This is a genomic window from Streptomyces jumonjinensis (genome assembly GCF_009600885.1).
GTDB lineage: Bacteria > Actinomycetota > Actinomycetes > Streptomycetales > Streptomycetaceae > Streptomyces > Streptomyces jumonjinensis.
In genome coordinates this window covers 250,666-267,435 of sequence record NZ_VCLA01000170.1, presented here as the reverse complement: position 1 = coordinate 267,435, position 16,770 = coordinate 250,666, and the positions used below count along the sequence as shown (strand labels likewise).

Annotated in this window: 14 protein-coding genes and 1 pseudogene; 6 read left to right on the top strand and 9 right to left on the bottom strand. The window is 72.7% G+C overall.

Translation table 11 applies throughout. The features are described from left to right. Positions 1 to 94: 94 nt before the first annotated feature. Both FF041_RS26005 and FF041_RS26000 read right to left on the bottom strand, forming a co-directional pair. Positions 95 to 2,140 carry an FUSC family protein gene (locus FF041_RS26005; RefSeq protein ID WP_153525029.1) on the bottom strand — a complete coding sequence of 682 codons (2,046 nt, stop codon included), beginning with the start codon at positions 2,138 to 2,140 and terminating at the stop codon, positions 95 to 97. Positions 2,141 to 2,496: 356 nt separating this feature from the next. Then, positions 2,497 to 3,603 carry a DUF2786 domain-containing protein gene (locus FF041_RS26000; RefSeq protein ID WP_153525028.1) on the bottom strand — a complete coding sequence of 369 codons (1,107 nt, stop codon included), beginning with the start codon at positions 3,601 to 3,603 and terminating at the stop codon, positions 2,497 to 2,499. A 529-nt stretch (positions 3,604 to 4,132) separates the two neighbouring features. On the opposite strand from FF041_RS26000, the gene FF041_RS25995 reads away from it, so the two are divergent. From FF041_RS25995 to FF041_RS39390, 3 genes and pseudogenes are all read left to right on the top strand, one after another. Further along, positions 4,133 to 4,690, top strand: a complete 558-nt coding sequence (locus FF041_RS25995) for a sugar O-acetyltransferase (RefSeq protein ID WP_153525027.1) — start codon at positions 4,133 to 4,135, stop codon at positions 4,688 to 4,690. Positions 4,691 to 4,779: 89 nt separating this feature from the next. Then, positions 4,780 to 6,504 carry a bifunctional 3'-5' exonuclease/DNA polymerase gene (locus tag FF041_RS25990; protein WP_153525026.1) on the top strand — a complete coding sequence of 575 codons (1,725 nt, stop codon included), beginning with the start codon at positions 4,780 to 4,782 and terminating at the stop codon, positions 6,502 to 6,504. A gap of 158 nt (positions 6,505 to 6,662) precedes the next feature. Then, a pseudogene (locus tag FF041_RS39390) lies at positions 6,663 to 6,889 on the top strand (ABC transporter ATP-binding protein); the annotation flags it as partial. A 288-nt stretch (positions 6,890 to 7,177) separates the two neighbouring features. On the opposite strand, the gene FF041_RS25980 reads toward FF041_RS39390, so the two are convergent. Further along, positions 7,178 to 7,672, bottom strand: coding sequence for a hypothetical protein (locus FF041_RS25980; RefSeq protein ID WP_153525025.1), 495 nt, complete (start codon positions 7,670 to 7,672; stop codon positions 7,178 to 7,180). 303 nt (positions 7,673 to 7,975) lie between these two features. Between FF041_RS25980 and FF041_RS25975 the strand changes: the two genes are divergently transcribed. After that, positions 7,976 to 9,007 (top strand): serine/threonine dehydratase, encoded by a 1,032-nt coding sequence (locus tag FF041_RS25975; RefSeq protein WP_153525024.1) that lies wholly within the window; start codon positions 7,976 to 7,978, stop codon positions 9,005 to 9,007. Positions 9,008 to 9,209: 202 nt separating this feature from the next. Here FF041_RS25975 and wrbA read toward each other — a convergent pair whose 3' ends face one another. Then, entirely contained in the window at positions 9,210 to 9,833 is a 624-nt protein-coding gene (wrbA, locus tag FF041_RS25970; protein ID WP_153525023.1) for an NAD(P)H:quinone oxidoreductase, read from the bottom strand. A gap of 279 nt (positions 9,834 to 10,112) precedes the next feature. On the opposite strand from wrbA, the gene FF041_RS25960 reads away from it, so the two are divergent. Continuing rightward, complete coding sequence (locus tag FF041_RS25960) at positions 10,113 to 10,724, top strand: TetR/AcrR family transcriptional regulator (RefSeq protein WP_153525078.1); 612 nt, start codon at positions 10,113 to 10,115, stop codon at positions 10,722 to 10,724. Positions 10,725 to 10,784: 60 nt separating this feature from the next. On the opposite strand, the gene FF041_RS25955 is transcribed toward FF041_RS25960, so the two are convergent. Further along, positions 10,785 to 11,531: a flavin reductase family protein gene (locus tag FF041_RS25955; RefSeq protein ID WP_323392722.1), complete on the bottom strand. Its 747-nt coding sequence runs from the start codon at positions 11,529 to 11,531 to the stop codon at positions 10,785 to 10,787. Beyond that, complete coding sequence (locus FF041_RS25950) at positions 11,525 to 12,523, bottom strand: LLM class oxidoreductase (RefSeq protein WP_153525022.1); 999 nt, start codon at positions 12,521 to 12,523, stop codon at positions 11,525 to 11,527. The genes FF041_RS25955 and FF041_RS25950 overlap by 7 nt, the downstream gene beginning before the upstream one ends. A 132-nt stretch (positions 12,524 to 12,655) precedes the next feature. Here FF041_RS25950 and FF041_RS25945 point away from each other — a divergent pair, with 132 nt between their 5' ends. Next, a complete protein-coding gene (locus tag FF041_RS25945) occupies positions 12,656 to 13,261 on the top strand; it encodes a TetR/AcrR family transcriptional regulator (RefSeq protein ID WP_153525021.1) in 606 nt (201 codons plus the stop codon). A gap of 123 nt (positions 13,262 to 13,384) precedes the next feature. Here FF041_RS25945 and FF041_RS25940 read toward each other — a convergent pair whose 3' ends face one another. From FF041_RS25940 to FF041_RS25930, 3 genes are all read right to left on the bottom strand, one after another. Further along, positions 13,385 to 14,449: an alkene reductase gene (locus FF041_RS25940; RefSeq protein WP_153525020.1), complete on the bottom strand. Its 1,065-nt coding sequence runs from the start codon at positions 14,447 to 14,449 to the stop codon at positions 13,385 to 13,387. 61 nt (positions 14,450 to 14,510) lie between these two features. Continuing rightward, complete coding sequence (locus FF041_RS25935; RefSeq protein ID WP_153525019.1) at positions 14,511 to 15,515, bottom strand: LLM class flavin-dependent oxidoreductase; 1,005 nt, start codon at positions 15,513 to 15,515, stop codon at positions 14,511 to 14,513. Positions 15,516 to 15,764: 249 nt separating this feature from the next. Beyond that, a complete protein-coding gene (locus FF041_RS25930) occupies positions 15,765 to 16,691 on the bottom strand; it encodes a zinc-binding dehydrogenase (RefSeq protein ID WP_153525018.1) in 927 nt (308 codons plus the stop codon). Between the last annotated feature and the right edge of the window lie 79 nt (positions 16,692 to 16,770).

The following is a 16,770-nucleotide window of genomic DNA, read 5'->3' as shown; positions in this document are numbered from 1 at the left end:
CGGCCGCTTGACGCGCGATCTTTCCCACTCATCGGCGGGGACCACCCTGCGTATACATACTTCCCCGGCGGCGGCCGGAGTCGCCGGATGGCTGTCAGCGCCGTACGCCCTCGTCCAGAGCGTCGGTCAGCTCCTCCAGCGCCTCCGCGAGCAGCGTGGTCCCGCTGCTGAACACCGCGTGCTCTTCTGCTTCCCACTGCGCGAGGGCCATGCGGACCCGGTCCCACTTCAGCGGCCGGCGTTCGCGTACGGCTCTGGCGGCGCGTTCGGAGTCCTTCCGCAGGGCGTCCGCGAGCCCCGCGGCGGCCGGCACGGGGATCGCCCCGTGCTCGGGAAGGTGCGCCTCCATCAGCATGGCGCTGCGGCCCATCTGGGCGAGGGCGTGCTCGGCGGCCTCTGCCCCTGCCCGGGTCAGCCCCCGGGTGCGTACGGGCTCGTGGATGGCCCGCGCGAGCGCTTCCTGCCAGGCGATACGGGCGTCCCGTGCGGCCAGCAGCGCCTTGCGGATATCCGGACTGTCCCGGTCCGAGGGGCGCGCGTAGTGGTCGATCACCGCCGCCGCGTACCGTCCATCGGCTTTCAGCCAGTCGGCGAGCCGGTTGCGCAGCCGGGGCGTCTCCCACGCCGGGTAGAGGGCGTACGCGAGCATCGCCAGCAGCCCGCCGATGAGGGTGAGCAGCACACGTTCGGGCACGGTCTGCCCCACGTCCTCGCCGCCCATCCCGAGCAGGAAGACGACATAGGCGGAGTTGCAGACATTGGCGGCGGCGTAGCCCGTGCGCATCACCAGATACATGCCGAAGGCGCAGAGCACCGCGAGCGCTCCGGAGAGCCGGACGCCGGGGGTCGCGGTCTGCACCACGGCGGTGGCGACCCCGACGCCGACGAGGGTGCCGCCGAAGCGGGCCACGGAACGGGCGTAGGTCTGCGAGAAGTCCGGCCGCATCACCATGACGGAGGTCATCGGGGCCCAGTAGCCGTGTCCGAGGGGCAGTACGGTGCCGAGCAGATAGCCCGCGCAGACGACGGCGGAGACCCGGATCGCGTGCCGCAGCACGGGCGATCTGCGCCGGAGTCCGGCGCGGACCCTGCGCAGCGCGCCGGGCGCCAGCCGGTGCAGCGGCGGCCGGTCACGGTGCGGGTCCTCGTCGGTCCCCTCCCCGCGCGCGGTCTCCACCACGTCGTCCATCAGCGCGGCCAGCCGGATCGCCGCCCGCCGGGGCGGGCCGTCCAGGATGGCGAGGGTGTCGGGGGCCTTGAGCGCGGACATCGCGTCCCGCGGGATCCTCATCCGGGTGCCGTCGCGGACGGCGGACGCGGCGGAGTCGAGCACGGTCCCGGCGGCGGCGAGCAGTTCCCGGCAGCGGTCGCGCTCGGGCCCTTCGAGCGGCACGCCCACGGCCGGGTCGGCGAGGGAGGCCAGTACGGGCCTGATCCGCTCGGCGACTCCCCGGGTCCCGTGCAGCTCGGCCGGTCGGCGCCGGGCCTGGCGGGGCGAGACGGCGGCGGCGCTGCGGGCGAGCATCAGCGGGCCCGGGTCGAAGGACGTGGTCGGGTCCTGGCGCAGCCGCCGCGCATAGTCCGCCTCGGCCGCGAGCGCGTCGGCGAGGGCATCGCGCTGCGCGCCCCAGCGGCGTACCGGGAACAGCACGATGAGCAGTGCCTGTACGGCCCCGCCCGCCGCGATCACGGCCGCGTGGCCGCCGGCCGCCGCGACCGAGGTGGGCAGGGTGATGGTCACCAGCATGATCGCCACATTCGACGCGGCGATGACCCCGACGGCGGGCCCGAGCGCCCAGGCGAGCCCGGCGGCGAAGGTCCAGACGGCGAGCAGAGCGAGGAAGAGGGGCAGATTCCCGGCGGCGAGATATCCGATGAAGGTGGAGAAGGCCAGGCTGCACCCGGAGGCGAGGGCGAGCAGCGGCCTGGGCCGCCAGCTGCGCTGATAGGTGGCGATGGCAGCCTGGAACGCGCCGAACGCGGAACTGACCGCCACCACCGGCCCGAAGAGCGCGAGTGTTCCCCCGACGACGATCGCAAGCCCGGCGGCCCCGCGCAGGGCGACAAGAGGTTCGAGCCGCCTCCGTTCAAGGGTGAGTCCGGAGCGGGCGGTGTCCTTCAGCGCCCGGAGCCAGGTCATGAGGTGAGAGTAGCCCCGTGGGGGATATTTAGGTCATAACTGGGTGATCAGTTCACATCAGCCCCTCCTCTCAGAGGACGGCGGGAGCAGGCGGCGCCACGGGGCGCGGCCCGGGTGCGGCCCGGGTGCGGTCCGGCTGGACGGTGCCAGATCGCGGCCAAGTCGGTCAGGTCGGTGCCAGGTCGGCCGATCCACCGATCCGCCGTCGTGACCGCCCCGCCCGGTCTGCGGCTGGAGACCCTGACGGGCGCGGCACCCCCGCTGGGCGTCGACTCCGGCCGGGCGGCGGCTCCGGCGGACAGCCGGAGCGGGGAGCGGCGGGCCCGGCGGACTGGACGGCCCCGCACCCCGGTGGGCTACCCCGTCAGCCGACGACGATCCTCCGAGACCCTCGCCGCGTCGGCCGCCGCACGGCCGTCGAGCCAGCCCGCCTCGTCGCTTACTCCCCGGACCCGGGTGGAGGTCGTGCGCGGGAACATCTCATCCGTGTGCGCCGACACCGCCACCTCTCTCGTCGCCAGCACCGGCAGCAGGTCGGATGCGACCGGCACGCTCTCCGCGGCCACCGCGAGGCGCTCGCCGAGACGCCCCGCGTACGACATCAGAAAGGACTGACGGAAGGTCTTCGTACGTCTCCGGCCGCCCGCCCGCTGGGATGCCTCCGCCCTCGCCATCGCTGTCGTGCCCTGCACCAGCAGAGACGTATAGAGCAGCTCGACCGATTCGAGATCGCTCTCGAACCCCACCACCGTCGAGAAGCCGAACGCGCCGTTCCACACCGCGCGGCAGCGGTTCGCCGAGGCCACCGCGTCCAGCAGAATCGCCTTGGCCGTCTCGTACGGCGCGTCCACGCCTATGCGACAGGCGGACGGGGTGTCCCGGGCATGTCCGGGCAGGGCCGCCTCGTCGACGCTATGACGGGCCATCAGCTCCTGGGCCTTGGCGGTGAGAGCCTCGGCCTCCTCGGGGAAGCCGGTCGCCTCGGCCTTGGCCAGGAGCGCCCGTATGCGCGAGAGCATCCTGGGCTCGTACCCCGACTGCGGGACGAAGGGAGCGCCTGGAACCGGGCCCACTGGCTCGATCGACGGGAGGCGGATCAGTAGCCGGTACAGCTCCAGCACCGCTGTCGCATACGAGAAGCGGTCCACGCTCCAGCCCGTCGGATGCAGATCCGCGAGCTGGGCACGCCAGCGCGGGGCGAGATTCTCGTACCGCGCGGACTCGGCGGTGATCAGAGCGGACAGCAGCCGCACATGGTGGTCATCCAGGTCCCGGCGGACCAGACGTATGAGATCGACGGGTTGCCAGCCGCGCTCCCAGGCACGGCGCAGATACTCCTCACCACGCCGGGACAGCTCCGCATCCGCTGCCGGGTCGGCGGCGAGCAGGGACGCGCCCGCGTCGAGGGAGGCGTCGCCGTCCATATACAGCGCGGCTGCCAGCGCGTCATCCACCGTGGCCATCGGATCATTCACCTCCTGGCTCGATCATCGCAGGCGGGGCCGGGACCCGCCGTCGGCCGACCCCGGGGCGATGCACACGGACACCGCCGGACACATTCACCGTAGCGGGCACGCTCACGACGACGGTCCGGCTGTCCACAACCTGTGGATGATAATCCGACCGATGGCCCTCTCCCCCCGCCCTCAAGGCTCGCCCCGGCCGCGGCGCTCCGGCCCCGGAGCCCTCGGTCGTCCGGAGTCCCGATCCCGGACCCCTGGTCACAGATCCAAAGGTGCCCGACGGGCGGCTACCGGGCGGTAACGGCAGCGGAAACGGAACCGATGGCGACGGCTGACCGTTCTGAATAGGTGTCACCCAACCAGAAGATTCAGACGGGGGCACCATGACGCTCACTCATGCATCGAACTCCTCGGCGGACCCCACGTGGGATGTGTCGGCACCGGTTCCGCCGGCCCGGCGTGCCAGAGGGAGCCGGCAGCGCCGAATCGCCGAATCGCCCATGTGACACAAGGGATGGGGAGGCCCTCGATGTCCGAGAACAAGGACCGCATGCTGGCCGGGGACTGGTATCTGCCCAATGACCCGGAGCTGGCGGCGGACTCCCAGCGGCGTTTCGCGCTCTGCGCGGCGTACAACGCGAACGGAGGCGCGGCGATCGAGGACCGCGCGGCGATTCTGGCCGAGCTGCTGGGGTCGGTGGGCGAAGACGTACGGATCCGCCCGCCGTTCCAGTGCGACTACGGAACCTATATATCCATCGGCGACCGCACGTTCGTGAACTTCAACGCGGTCTTCGAGGACTCGGCCCCCATCACCATCGGCTCGGATGTCCAGATCGGGCCGAATGTAAAGCTGCTCACCCCGAACCACGAGCTGGACCCCGAGCGCAGGCGCGCGGGGTGGGAGCGGGGCGAGCCCATCACCATCGGCGACAACGTCTGGCTCGGCGGCGGGGTGATCGTCTGTCCCGGAGTGACCATCGGCGAGAACACCGTCGTGGGGGCGGGTTCGGTGGTGCCCAGGGATCTGCCCGCCGGGGTGCTGGCGGTCGGGAACCCGGCACGGGTGGTCCGCGCGCTCGGCTGAGCCCCGCCCGAAGCCCGCGACCAGCGGATTCGGGCGTACGAACGGCGCGTCCGGGGGCATTGTCAGACCCGGCTGCAACACTCGAATCCATGGACGAACGACGGAGTCGATGGGCTCTGGCGGCGGCGGAGGGGGGCGGGGCACGGCTCGCCCCCCTCGGTCCCGACGGGCTGCCCACCGGCCCTCTCGTGACGGAGCCGGACCTGATCGAAGCGGTCCGCTCCCGGCCGGGCGTGGGGCGGTGGGTGTGGCGCTCCACCGCCGAGATCCATCCCCGACTGCTCGCGGCCGGGGTCCGCGTCGAGCGGTGTTACGACATCGAGGTCGCGGAGCAGCTCCTCCTCGGGCACGAGGGGCGGCTCGGGGAGCCCCGTTCGGCCGCTGCGGCGCTGGCTCGTCTGCACCGCAGTCCTGTGCCGTCCGATCCTCCGCAGCGGGCGGCCGAGCCCGGCGCGCAGTCCCCGCTCTTCGAGCCGGAGCGGGCGCCGCTCCCGCTGGAGTCGCTCCTGGAGGTGTACGGGGAGCAGCTGCGCCGTCATGACGCCGCCGAGCACCCGGGGCGGCTGCGGCTGCTGACGGCCGCCGAGTCGGCGGGGATGCTGGTGGCCGCCGAGATGCACCGCTCGGGGCTGCCGTGGCGCGCGGACGTCCACCGCCGGATGCTGGAGGAGCTGCTGGGCGAGCGGTACGCGGGCGGGGGCGAGCCGCGCCGGCTGGCGGAGCTGGCGGACGAGGTGTCGGCGGCCTTCGGCCGGCGGGTTCGGCCCGAGCTGCCGGCCGATGTGATCAAGGCGTTCGCCCAGGCCGGGGTGAAGGTGCGGTCCACCCGCCGCTGGGAGCTGGAGGAGATCGACCACCCGGCGGTGCCACCGCTGCTGGAGTACAAGAAGCTCTACCGCATCTGGGTGGCGCACGGCTGGAGCTGGCTCCAGGACTGGGTACGGGACGGGCGGTTCCGGCCCGAGTATCTGCCCGGGGGCACCGTCTCGGGGCGCTGGACGACCAATGGCGGCGGGGCGCTTCAGATACCCAAGGTGATCCGGCGCGCGGTGGTCGCGGACGAGGGATGGCGGCTGGTGGTCGCCGACGCCGACCAGATGGAGCCCCGGGTGCTGGCCGCGATCTCCCGCGATCCGGGCCTGATGGATGTGGCGGGCCACGGCGGCGATCTGTACTCGGTGCTCTCCGATCGCGCGTTCTCGGGCGACCGTGATCACGCCAAGCTGGCGCTGCTCGGCGCGATCTACGGCCAGACCTCGGGTGACGGGCTGAAGAACCTGGCGGCGCTGCGCCGGAGATTCCCGGCGGCGGTGGCGTATGTGGACGAGGCGGCGCGGGCGGGCGAGGAGGGCCGGCTGGTGCGCACCTGGCTGGGGCGGACCAGTCCGCGAGCGGAAGGGGCGGGCGATGACGACGAGGCGGGCATCCCCCAGGAGGCCGCCCCGCAGGACATGGGGGTGGGCACGGACGCGGACGGAGGTTCCGGGGCGAGCGGGTTCACCCCCGGCTACGCATCGTCCAACGCGCGGGCGCGGGGCCGGTTCACCAGGAATTTCGTGGTGCAGGGCAGCGCCGCGGACTGGGCGTTGCTGATGCTCGCCGCGCTCCGCCAGGCGTTGGCGGGGATGCGGGCCGAGCTGGTCTTCTTCCAGCACGACGAGGTGATGGTGCACTGCCCGGCGGACGAGGCGGACGCTGTGGTGAAAGCGATCGGAGAAGCGGGGGAGACAGCCGGGGCGATCGTGTTCGGCCGGACCCCGGTCAGGTTTCCCTTTACGACGGCGGTGGTCGAGTGCTACGCGGACGCGAAATGACGCGGCGGAACAGGCGGGGCGGGAATTCGACGGGGTCATGGGATCCCGGTCTGGCGCCGGCGGCGCCGGGGGGCGCGTTACCGGGCCGAAGCAGACGGAGTGCACCGCTCCCCCGGCCTCTCCCCTCCATCGAGGCATTGACCGTTACGCGTGGATGAGGGGCGGCGTCGGCCTTGCGCCGGATGATCGGGTTCTGCACCTCGGTGATCACGGCGGCCATCTCGCTGGTCGCCGCCGCGGGCGTGCTGACCGTGCTGCACCCCGCGCTGCTGCCGCTGCTGCCGCTGCTGGCGCTGATGACCCTGCCCAGCGCGTGGAGTTCGCTGACGATCGCCGCCGCCGGTATGTCTCCTTCCACACCTGGATGCAGCACGCCCGTGCGGGGACTTCTACCGCTGGCCGTTCACCGCGCGTGTCAATGTGGCCACGATGACGCGTCCCTGTCCCAGCACATAGATCTCGTCGCCTGCCTTCAGCGCTCCTTTCCACCCCCTGAACGAGAACGCTCCGCTCCGGGCTCATTCCCTCTGAAACGATTGGACCGTCGCGCATACGGATATGCGCACAGAGAATTCGGTGCGGCAGACCGAGGTGGTTCGCATGGCTTATCGGTTGCGGCTGTATCCGGCGGATATCAGTGCTGCCGGGGAGCGGCCTCACCGGCGGCGGCCTGTCAGGCACGCTCGTCCCGCTGTCCCAGCACCGGGCCCACCGGATGACGGCGGCCGTCCGGCTCGGACGCCAAACCCAGAAGGCGCCTGGCGAGCAGCGCCGAGAGCAGGAAGCACAGCGGGATCGGCAGGGTGAGCAGCGCGAAGATCAGCCTCACGAAGCCGTAGTCGACGGCCCCCTCCGTCCCGGACACCACGGCACTGGCGATGCTCACGGCCAGGAGCACCACGCTGTAGGCGACGGTGCTCCTGGTCGCCGCCGCCCACCAGGTCCGGCTGGGACGCACCAGGGTGACCGCGATCGTCGCCAGGATCGTGAGCGGCACAAACGTCCACGCCCCGTCGGAGAACGCGTCGTCGACGAAGAGTTGCCAGCGGTCGCCGATCGACGGCCCGGAGGGGTACGGCAGAAAGTACGACAGCAGACCGCCGACCGCCCAGGGCGCGATCGAAGCCGCCGCGGCGAAAGCCATCACTTTCGGAAAGGGTGCGTTCATGACCGTTGGCCAATCGGGCGTATGGAGCGCGAATTTCCTTTTACCGCACGGCTGTTGCCGAGGTCGCGACGGAGTAGCCGAAGCCTCTGCCCTTGATCGTAGCCGAGGTGTATTCAGCGGCTACGGGTGCGGCTGGATATACCCGCGCGCTATCCCCGCACTGAGACAGATGTCACGTGCACCTGCCCCGGCCGTACTGTTCTCCGGCCATGCGGCAGGCTGGAAACCCGTATTCCCTGACAACCGGCATCCGGCGGGCGCGGCCCACGGATGTCATCGGCCTCTCATCTCTCGGAGCAGCTCATGCGGCAGATCGACTACGGCGATGTCCTGGCGGCGGCAGGCCGTGTCCAGGGGCGTGTGCGGCCCGTCGCGGTGACCCGGCTGGATCCCGGCAGCGTACGCACCGCTCCCGGCGGAGCCCCGGACGGCACGGAGACGGGGGACCCCTGCGAGGTCTGGCTCGCGCTGGAGTACATGCAGCACACCGGCAGCTTCAAGGCGCGCGGCGCGGTCAATTTCCTGCGCGCCCACCGCGAGGCCGGATCGCTTCCGGACGCCGGGGTGACCATCGCGTCCGGCGGCAACGCGGGCCTCGCCTGCGCCTGGGCGGCCAGGACCCTGGGCGTGGCCGCCACGGTGTTCCTGCCCGCGAGCGCCCCGGCGGTCAAGATCGCCGGGCTGGAGGGGTACGGCGCGTCGGTGCGTATGGTCGACGGGGAGTACGCGGACGCGGCGGAGGCGTCCGCCCGGTTCGCGGAGCGTACGGGGGCACTGCGCGGGCACGCCTACGACGATCCGTTCGTGGCCGCGGGAGCGGGAACCCTGCTGGACGAGATCCGTGCGCAGATCCCCGGCCTGGACACGGTGGTGGTCGCGGTCGGCGGCGGAGGGCTCTTCTCGGGGGTGGCCGCGGCGGCGCGGCACCATGGGATCCGCACCGTCGCCGTGGAGCCGGAGAACAGCCGTGCGCTGAACGCCGCGCTCGCCGCCGGGCGGCCGGTCGACGTCGCCGTGGACAGCGTCGCGGCCGACGCGCTCGGCGCGCGGCGGGCTTCGGAGATGGCGCTGGCGGCGGCCGGGCACCCCAGCGCGCTCTCGGTGCTGGTCCCCGACCGGGCGATCGAGGCGGCCCGGCGGGCGCTCTGGGACCAGCGGCGTATCGTCACCGAGCTGAGCGGCGCCACCGCGTTGGCCGCGCTGCCCATGGCGGGCACCGACGGCCGGGGATACGCGCCCGCTCCCGGCGAGAAGGTCGCGGTCGTCCTCTGCGGCGCCAACACCGACCCGGCGGATCTGACGGGACCCGCGCCGTCCGGGACCGGGCGAGGCTGAGCGGTGGCCGCGCCGTCCGGTACCCGGCGAGGCCGAGCGGTGGCCGCGCCGTCCGGGACCGGGCGAGGCCGGGCGGTGGCTGCGCCGTCCGGTACCCGGCGGGTCTGAGCGGTGGCCGCGCCCCGAAGCCGGAGCCGGGGCCGGAGCCGCTGAGGGCAGGGCAAGCGCTCGCCCCGGGCCGCGACCAGGAGACCTACCGGTCTCAGTCGCGGGTGCCGTTCAGCAGCCGGGCGGTGATGCCGGTGAGGCGCTGCCCCTGGTAACGGGCGGCGTCGAGGATGTTGTCGCCGGGCAGCTCACCGGCGCCCGAGGCGTGCGCGGTGCCGTACGGGTTGCCGTTGGCCGCGTACACGGTCTGGTCGGTGTAGCCGGGCGGGACGATCAGCGAACCCCAGTGGTAGAGCGTGTTGTAGAGGGCCAGCAGCGTCGACTCGTTGCCGCCGTGGACATTGGCGGCGCTGACGAAAGCGGTGGTGGGCTTGTCGGCGAAGACCCCACGCTGCCAGAGCCCGCCCGTGCCGTCGATGAACTGCTTGAGCTGCGAGGCGACATTGCCGAAGCGGGTCGGGGTGCCGAAGGCGTAGGCGTCGGCCCATTCGAGGTCGTCGTGGCTCGCGAGCTCCACGCCCTGGGTGGCGTCGACATGTGCGCGCCAGGCGGGGTTGGAGTCGATGGCGGCGTCCGGAGCGAGCTCGGCCACCCGGCGGAGCCGGACCTCGGCGCCCGCCTTCTCCGCGCCCTCCGCCACCGCCTGGGCCAGGTGGTGCACGCTCCCCGTCGCCGAGTAGTAGACGACAGCGATCTTGGGGGGTACGGCAGTGGTCATCGTGGACCTCTCTCCAACGGCATCCGGGGCAGAAGAAGCGGATAGCTATCCGCTTCGACAAAGGTAAAGCATTCAACTATCGCCCTGCAAGCCCTAACCGGATAGCTATCCACTAACCTGGGGGGAGAAGGGCCGAGCCGGCAGAACGGAGGCCCCGCAGTGCACACCAACTCCAGCTCCAGCCCCAGCTCCAGCCCCAGCCCCAGCGATGGCTCCAACACCAGCGGTGACTCCGGCGGTGGCCCCAGCTCCAGCGACGGCTCCAGCGGTGGCCACCCCATGAGCCTCCCCCTCACCGGCCCCGCTTCGGCGCAGCCGACCGCCGCCCCGCGCGCCGACGCGGCGCACAACCGGCGCAAGATCCTGGACGCCGCCGCGACGATCGTGTCCGAGCAGGGCCCGGAGGCCCTGACCATGAACGCGGTCGCCCGCGCTTCGGGAACGGGAGTGGGCACCGTCTCCCGCCGCTTCGGCGATGTCTCCGCGCTGTTCTCGGCCCTTCTGGACGACCGGGAACAGCGATTCCAGCAGGCGTTCATGGCCGGCCCGCCCCCGCTGGGCCCCGGCGCCCCGCCCGGCGAGCGGCTGCGCGCCTTCCTCCACGCGCTGGCGGACCGCGTCATCGAACAGCGCGATCTGCTGCTGGCCGGCGAGGCGGCCTCCCCCATGGCCCGCTATCACCATGGCGCGTATCTGGGTCTGCACACCCATACGGCGATGCTGATCCGCCAACTCCGCCCTTCGGCCGACGCCTCGCTGCTGGCCCATCTCCTCCTCGCACCGTTCGCCCCCAGCCTGATCACCCATCTGACCCGCGACCGCACCCGTACCCCTGAGCAGATCAAGAACGCCGTGGACGAGCTGCTCGACAGCCTGCTGACGACCGGCTGAGGGGTACGGGACCCGGTTCGAGGCGGGATCCTCGGGGTGGGCGTGCGGCGCCAGGGTCGGTCAGCCCTCGCGCGGCGGCGGACCGGAGGGCTCAGGAGTCTCCCCGGGACCCGACCCCGGACCCAGACCCGGCCCCAGACCCAGACCCGACCCCGGACCCAGACCCGGCCCCAGACCCGCTCCAGGCCCCGGACCCGCTCCCGGCTCGGCGAGACTCCGGTAGCGCCGGCCCGCGTAGAGGAGCGGTCCACGGGGACCGTCGGCGGGCGGCACGCGGACACCGGTCGCCCGGGCGACGATCAGGGTGTGGTCGGCGACCTCCATCCGCTGCGTCATACGGCACGTCAGAACGACGGCGCTCCCGTCCAGCTCCGGCCCTCCGCCATCGGGGGACGGCCGGTGGCGCACCCCCTCGAACTCCCCTTCCCCGGGCACACGGCGCCGGGTGAAGCGGTCGGCGAGAGCGCGTTGCCCGGCGGTGAGGACATTGACGGTGAAGCGGCCGGTCCGTTCGATGACGCCCCCGGTACGGCTGCCCCTCTTCAGGGAGATCAGCAGGGTGGGCGGGTCGAGCGAGACCGACAGCAGGGAGTTGACGGTCATGCCGTGCGGCCCCTGCGGGCTCTCGGTGGTGATGACCGCGACGCCCGTCGCCCAGTGGCGCATCGCGTCGCGGAACGCACCGGGGTCGGTCCCGTCGCGTCCAGGATCAGGCCCGCGCCGCTGACCGACGAGGTCGCCGAGCGCACCGGAGTCCGCCCCGTCCCCAGGAGCACCGCGGTCCGCGGTACGGGGCCGGGTCACCACGCGGGAGCCGACGGTGCGGTGGCCGCCAGGGCGGGGAAGTGCGGTACGACCTCTTCGGCGAGCTGCGCCACCACCTCCGCCGCAGGCCGTCTGCCGTGCTGGACGCCGAGAGCGCCGTGGTTGACCCCGGCGTCCTTCCAGCGGCCGAGCAGTTCGAGCAGCCCCTCCGTGCCCGTACGCAGGACGAAACCGCCGCGCAACGGGGTCGGCGGGTACCCGGGATCCTCGTCCAGGTCTATCCATTCATTGGTGGCGACCGGACGGAAATCCCCTCCGGGGACCAGGCTCCGCCAAGCCTCGATCTTGCGTCCGAGGGCCCGGGGGCCGTCGGGGGTGGCGGTGGCCATCGGATAGACCAGCCAGCCGTCGGCGTGCTCGGCGATCCAGTCCTGGGACTGCTGGGAGGAGCCGGTGACCAGGAGGGGGATCCGGCCGTGCACCGGCTTCGGCAGCAGGCGGGCGCCGCCGGGCCCGCCGGGCCGCTCCGCCTCCAGCAGCCCGCGGAAGGCGTCGACCGCCTCCCGGTACCGGGCGCCGCGCGTCCCGTGGTCCAGACCGTACGCGGGGAACTCGACCGGTCGGTCGCCGGAAGCCGCCCCCAGCACCAGCCGTCCCCCGGCGAGATGGTCCACCGAGGCCGCCTGCTTGGCCAGGTCGATCGGGTGCCGCAGCGGGAAGATCACGCTGCCGGTCGCGAGGGCGATACGGGAGGTGTGCGCCGCGAGCCAGGTCAGCGCGGTCCACGGGTCGTACACCTGCCCCACATCGCCGAAAGCGGGGTCGGCCAACGGTACGTCCCGGACCCAGACAGCGGCGAAACCCCCGCGTTCGGCCTGCTGAACGACCTCCGTCTGACCGCGCATTCCGGCCATGTCCCCCGCGTACGGCCACAGAGGCAGAAACAGTCCCACGGTCAGTTCCCCCGGCGCGAACATGCGCTCGTACCCGGGGTGGCCCGCCCACGAAGACGCCGGTGCTGCTGTGCTGCTCATCGATACCCGTCCATCACTCTGGCTGGAATCCAGGTCGGAATTCTGGTTGGAACTCTGGTTGGAACGTTCGATCCAAACCATACGACACTCTGGATCGAACGTTCCAACCAGTGGACCAGTAGACTCGCGGTCATGGCAGCCACCCCACCGCTCCACCGCTCGTCCGACGCCGACACCCGCCGCCGGATCATCCGGGCCACGGCCGCCCTGCTTCAGCAGCAGGGGTACGAGAGCACCTCGGTCAAGCGCATCGCCGGCGCCGCGCAGGCGTCACCCAGCTCCGTCTACCACTTCTTCCCCGGGGGGAAGCAGGAGCTCGCCATCGAGGCGATGCACCACGGCGCGCGGGAGTTCGGCGAGATGCTCGCGGAAGGACTCGCCTCCGCCGCCGACCCGGCCGAGGCGACGGCCGCCTGCGCCCTGCTGCTGGCCGACGACCTGAAACAGTCGGAGTGGAGCGACGGCTGCCCGGTCGCGGTCACCGCCCTGGAGACCATCGGCCGCGTCCCCGGCCTCCAGGAGGCCGCGACCCAGGCCCTCACCCAGTGGCAGAGCCTCGTCACGGCCAAGCTGACGGAGAGCGGCATCGCCCCGGCCGCGGCCCGCTCCCTCGCCGGAACGGTCATCAGCATGCTGGAGGGCGCCGAACTGCTGAGCCGTGTGACCGCGGACGACACCCCCCTCCGGGACGCGGCCGTCCACCTCGGACAACTCGTCAGGGCGGCGCCCCGCGTCTGACCGCCGGAACCGACAGGCGGCTCTCCGCGGGCGAAGCGCCGAGAGACGCCGCGGGCGAGCCCGCGGCGGCTGCGGGTTCGCCCTCCGGGCCCGGCCGTTGGAAGCGTCCGGCCGTCCCTTCGGCTACAGCGCGGGGTAGTCGGTGTAGCCCTGCGCTCCCCCGCCGTAGAAGCCCGTCCGCCGCGCCTCGTTGAGGGGCGTGCCGATGCGGCAGCGGGTGACCAGGTCGGGGTTGGCGAGGAAGTCACGGCCGAAGGAGACCAGATCCGCGCCCCGGGCGAGGGAGTGCGCGGCGGCCTCCGGCTTGTCCCGGTCGGCCGGGAGCGGGGTGACCATCAGCGCCGTGGGCCACAGCTCCCGTACCGCTGGGTCCAGTTCCGTGCCCGTCTCGCCGTGGTGCAGATAGGCGATCTCCAGCGGCGCGAGGGCGCGGACGAGCGCCGTGTACGTACCGTACGGGTCGGCCTCCGTCAGATCGCCGAACGGGTTCGACGGCGAGATCCGCACGCCGACCCGGTGCGGGCCGACGGTGTCGGCGACGGCCCGCGCGATCGCGACGGGGAGCCGGATCCGGCCCTCGGTGTCCCCGCCCCAGCGGTCGGTGCGGAGGTTGGCGTTCTCCGCGAGGAACTGGTGGAGCAGATAGCCGTTGGCGGCGTGGATCTCCACCCCGTCGAGCCCGGCGGCCACCGCCCGGCACGCGGAGCGTACGAAGTCGTCGATCAGCTCCCGTATCCCAGCGTCGGTGAGTGCCCTCGGAGTGACCGCGGGCACCCGGCCGCCCGGGGTGTAGACGGGGGCGTCGGCGGCCATCGCCGAGGGGGCCACCGGAAGCGACCCCTCGGGCAGGAAGTCCGGGTGGGCCAGCCGGCCCGCGTGCATGAGCTGGAGGAAGACGCGCCCGCCCGCCGCGTGCACCCCGTCCGCGACCCGCGCCCAGCCGTCCTGGTGCGCGTCGGTGAACAGGCCCGGCGCGTCGGGGCCGATGGCTCCGACGGCGACCGGGTGGGTGCCCTCGGCCACGATCAGCCCCGCCGAGGCGCGCTGGGCGTAGTAGTCGGCCATCAGCGTGCCGGGGGTGCCGTCGGCGTCCGCGCGGGCGCGGCTCATCGGCGCCATGACCATGCGGTTGGGCAGGGTGAGATCACCGAGCCGGGTGGGCTCGAAGAGGGCGGCGGGCGCGCGCATGCGGAATCCTTTCGCGGGTGTGCCGGGGTGCCGGGGTGCCGGAGTGCCGTGGTGCCGGGGTTCAGAGGTTCCAGGTCTTGGCGAGCAGTTCGTAGGAGCGCAGCCGGGCGTCGAAGTCCCACGCCTCGCTGACGATCATCAGCTCGTCGGCGTCCGTGCGGTCGACGAGATCCTCCAGACCGCGGCGGACGGTGTCCGGTGTGCCGGTGAAGGACTCGGCGAGCATCGCGTTCACCATCTGTGCCTCCTGCGGGGCCCAGACGGCGTCGATGTCGTCGACCGGCGGCAGGAACTCCATGCCGCCCCGGAAGTGGGTGAGGAACTTCTGCTGCATCGAGCTGAAGATCCGTACGGCTTCGGCGTCGGTGTCGGCGACGACCGCGTTGGCCGCGACGATCGCGTACGGCTTCGCCAGGGTCGCCGAGGGGCGGAAGGCGGTCCGGTACAGCGTCAGCGCGGTACGGAGCTGGTCGGGCGAGAAGTGGGAGGCGAAGACGAACGGCAGTCCCTCGCGGGCGGCGAGGGCCGCGCCGAAGGTGCTGGAGCCCAGGATGTAGACGGGCAGGTCGACGCCCTCGCCGGGGATCGCGCGGACCTTGCGCTCGGCGCTGCCGGGGGCGAGGTAGCCGCGCAGTTCGGCGGCCTGCTCGGGGAAGTCGGCGCCGCTCTGGTGCTCGCGCCGCAGGGCGCGGGTGGTCCAGGGGTCGGTGCCGGGCGCGCGGCCGAGGCCGAGGTCGATCCGGCCGGGGTGGTAGGTGGCGAGGGTGCCGTACTGCTCGGCGACCACGTACGGGGCGTGGTTGGGGAGCATGACGCCGCCCGCGCCGACCCTGATCCGCTCGGTGGCGGCGGCCACCTGGCCGATGATGATCGAGGTCGCGGAGCTGGCCATCGCGGGGGTGTTGTGGTGCTCGGAGATCCAGAAGCGGCGGTAGCCGTACGCCTCGGCGGCGCGGGCCAGCGCGACGGTGTTCCCCAGCGCCTCGGCGGCGGGCCGGCCCGTGCGGATCGGGGAGAGGTCGAGGACGGAGAGCGGGATGCCTGAGTAGTCGGTGGAGTTGTTCATGTCCGTTCTTTCGGTGGGGCGGGGCGCCGGAGGCGGCCCCGGGTGAAGGGGGTGGTCGGGGGCCCGGTTCCGGTACGTCCGGTACGCCCGATACATTCGGTACGCCTGGCACTTTCGGCACTTCCGGTACTTTCGGCACTTCCGGTACTTCCGGTACTTCCGGTACTTCCGGTACTTCCGGTACTTCCGGTACGGGAACCGGACCGTCGCCGTCACGGCGGCGGGGTCGACGGCTCGACGGCGGGGCCGTCAGGACAGGTCCAGGACGGCCTTTCCGGCGAGCCGGCTCTCGCGTACGGCGTCGAGCGTGTCGCCGGCGCCGGTCCAGTCGCCGCGCCACACGGTGTGCGTACGCAGCCTCCCGGCGGCCACCTCGGCGGCGAGCCAGGTCAGGTCCGTGCCGATGCCGTCGCCGGCCGTCTCGAAGAAGGTGACGATCGAGCGGTTCTGCCGCATCGGGTCGGCGAGCAGGGCGCCCGGCGCGAAGACCGTGGCGCCGCCGGAGGCCGCGCCGGTCAGTACGAGGGTGCCGCCCTCGCCGAGCGCGTCGAAGTACGCGGCGAGGTCGGGGCCGCCGACCTGGTCGAGTACGCCGTCGACGGGCGCGGTGATCCCGTCGGGTCCGGTGACGACCTCGTGGGCGCCCAGGGCGCGCAGCTCATCGGCCGACTCGGGCCTCCGGGCGACGGCGATCACGCGCGCGCCGCCCCGGGCGGCGAGCTGGACGGCGAACCGGCCGACCGCGCCCGAGGCCCCGTTGATCAGCACCCGGCGGCCCAGGATCGGGCCCAGCCTGCGCAGGGCGCGCAGCGCGGTTCCGCCGGAGACGGGCAGGGTGCTCATCTCGCCGAGGTCGGCGCCCTCCGGGACCGTACCGATCAGCGCTGTGTCGACGGCCCGCAGCTCCGCCCAGCCCTCGCTGAGGCCGAGCGTGGTCACGGGGGTGCCGACCGCCGGGCCGGAGCCGTCGGCGGCGGCCCGCTCGACCACACCGGCGGCGTCCCAGCCGATCACCGCGCCGTCGGGCGCCCCGGGAAGGACGTAACGGAACTCGGCCGGGTTGGGCGAGATCGCCGTGACCCGGACGAGCGCCTGGTGGGGCGCGGGGACCGGGTCGGGCGCTTCGGCGAGCCTCAGCTGCCCCGGGACGGAGCGGTCGACGATCAGGGCACGCATGGGATTGCTCCGGTTGATCTCTGGGGACGGGCCGGGCCACGAAGAGAAAATGTCACTCAGTGGCATATGTCTATGACGG

Excerpts from the sequence above, each read along its gene's own strand:
- FF041_RS26005 (WP_153525029.1), bottom strand. The coding sequence starts at position 2,140 with ATGACCTGGCTCCGGGCGCTGAAGGACACCGCCCGCTCCGGACTCACC.
- FF041_RS26000 (WP_153525028.1), bottom strand. The coding sequence starts at position 3,603 with ATGGCCACGGTGGATGACGCGCTGGCAGCCGCGCTGTATATGGACGGC.
- FF041_RS25995 (WP_153525027.1), top strand. The coding sequence starts at position 4,133 with ATGTCCGAGAACAAGGACCGCATGCTGGCCGGGGACTGGTATCTGCCC.
- FF041_RS25990 (WP_153525026.1), top strand. The coding sequence starts at position 4,780 with ATGGACGAACGACGGAGTCGATGGGCTCTGGCGGCGGCGGAGGGGGGC.
- FF041_RS25980 (WP_153525025.1), bottom strand. The coding sequence starts at position 7,672 with ATGAACGCACCCTTTCCGAAAGTGATGGCTTTCGCCGCGGCGGCTTCG.
- FF041_RS25975 (WP_153525024.1), top strand. The coding sequence starts at position 7,976 with ATGCGGCAGATCGACTACGGCGATGTCCTGGCGGCGGCAGGCCGTGTC.
- wrbA (WP_153525023.1), bottom strand. The coding sequence starts at position 9,833 with ATGACCACTGCCGTACCCCCCAAGATCGCTGTCGTCTACTACTCGGCG.
- FF041_RS25960 (WP_153525078.1), top strand. The coding sequence starts at position 10,113 with ATGAGCCTCCCCCTCACCGGCCCCGCTTCGGCGCAGCCGACCGCCGCC.
- FF041_RS25950 (WP_153525022.1), bottom strand. The coding sequence starts at position 12,523 with ATGAGCAGCACAGCAGCACCGGCGTCTTCGTGGGCGGGCCACCCCGGG.
- FF041_RS25945 (WP_153525021.1), top strand. The coding sequence starts at position 12,656 with ATGGCAGCCACCCCACCGCTCCACCGCTCGTCCGACGCCGACACCCGC.
- FF041_RS25940 (WP_153525020.1), bottom strand. The coding sequence starts at position 14,449 with ATGCGCGCGCCCGCCGCCCTCTTCGAGCCCACCCGGCTCGGTGATCTC.
- FF041_RS25935 (WP_153525019.1), bottom strand. The coding sequence starts at position 15,515 with ATGAACAACTCCACCGACTACTCAGGCATCCCGCTCTCCGTCCTCGAC.
- FF041_RS25930 (WP_153525018.1), bottom strand. The coding sequence starts at position 16,691 with ATGCGTGCCCTGATCGTCGACCGCTCCGTCCCGGGGCAGCTGAGGCTC.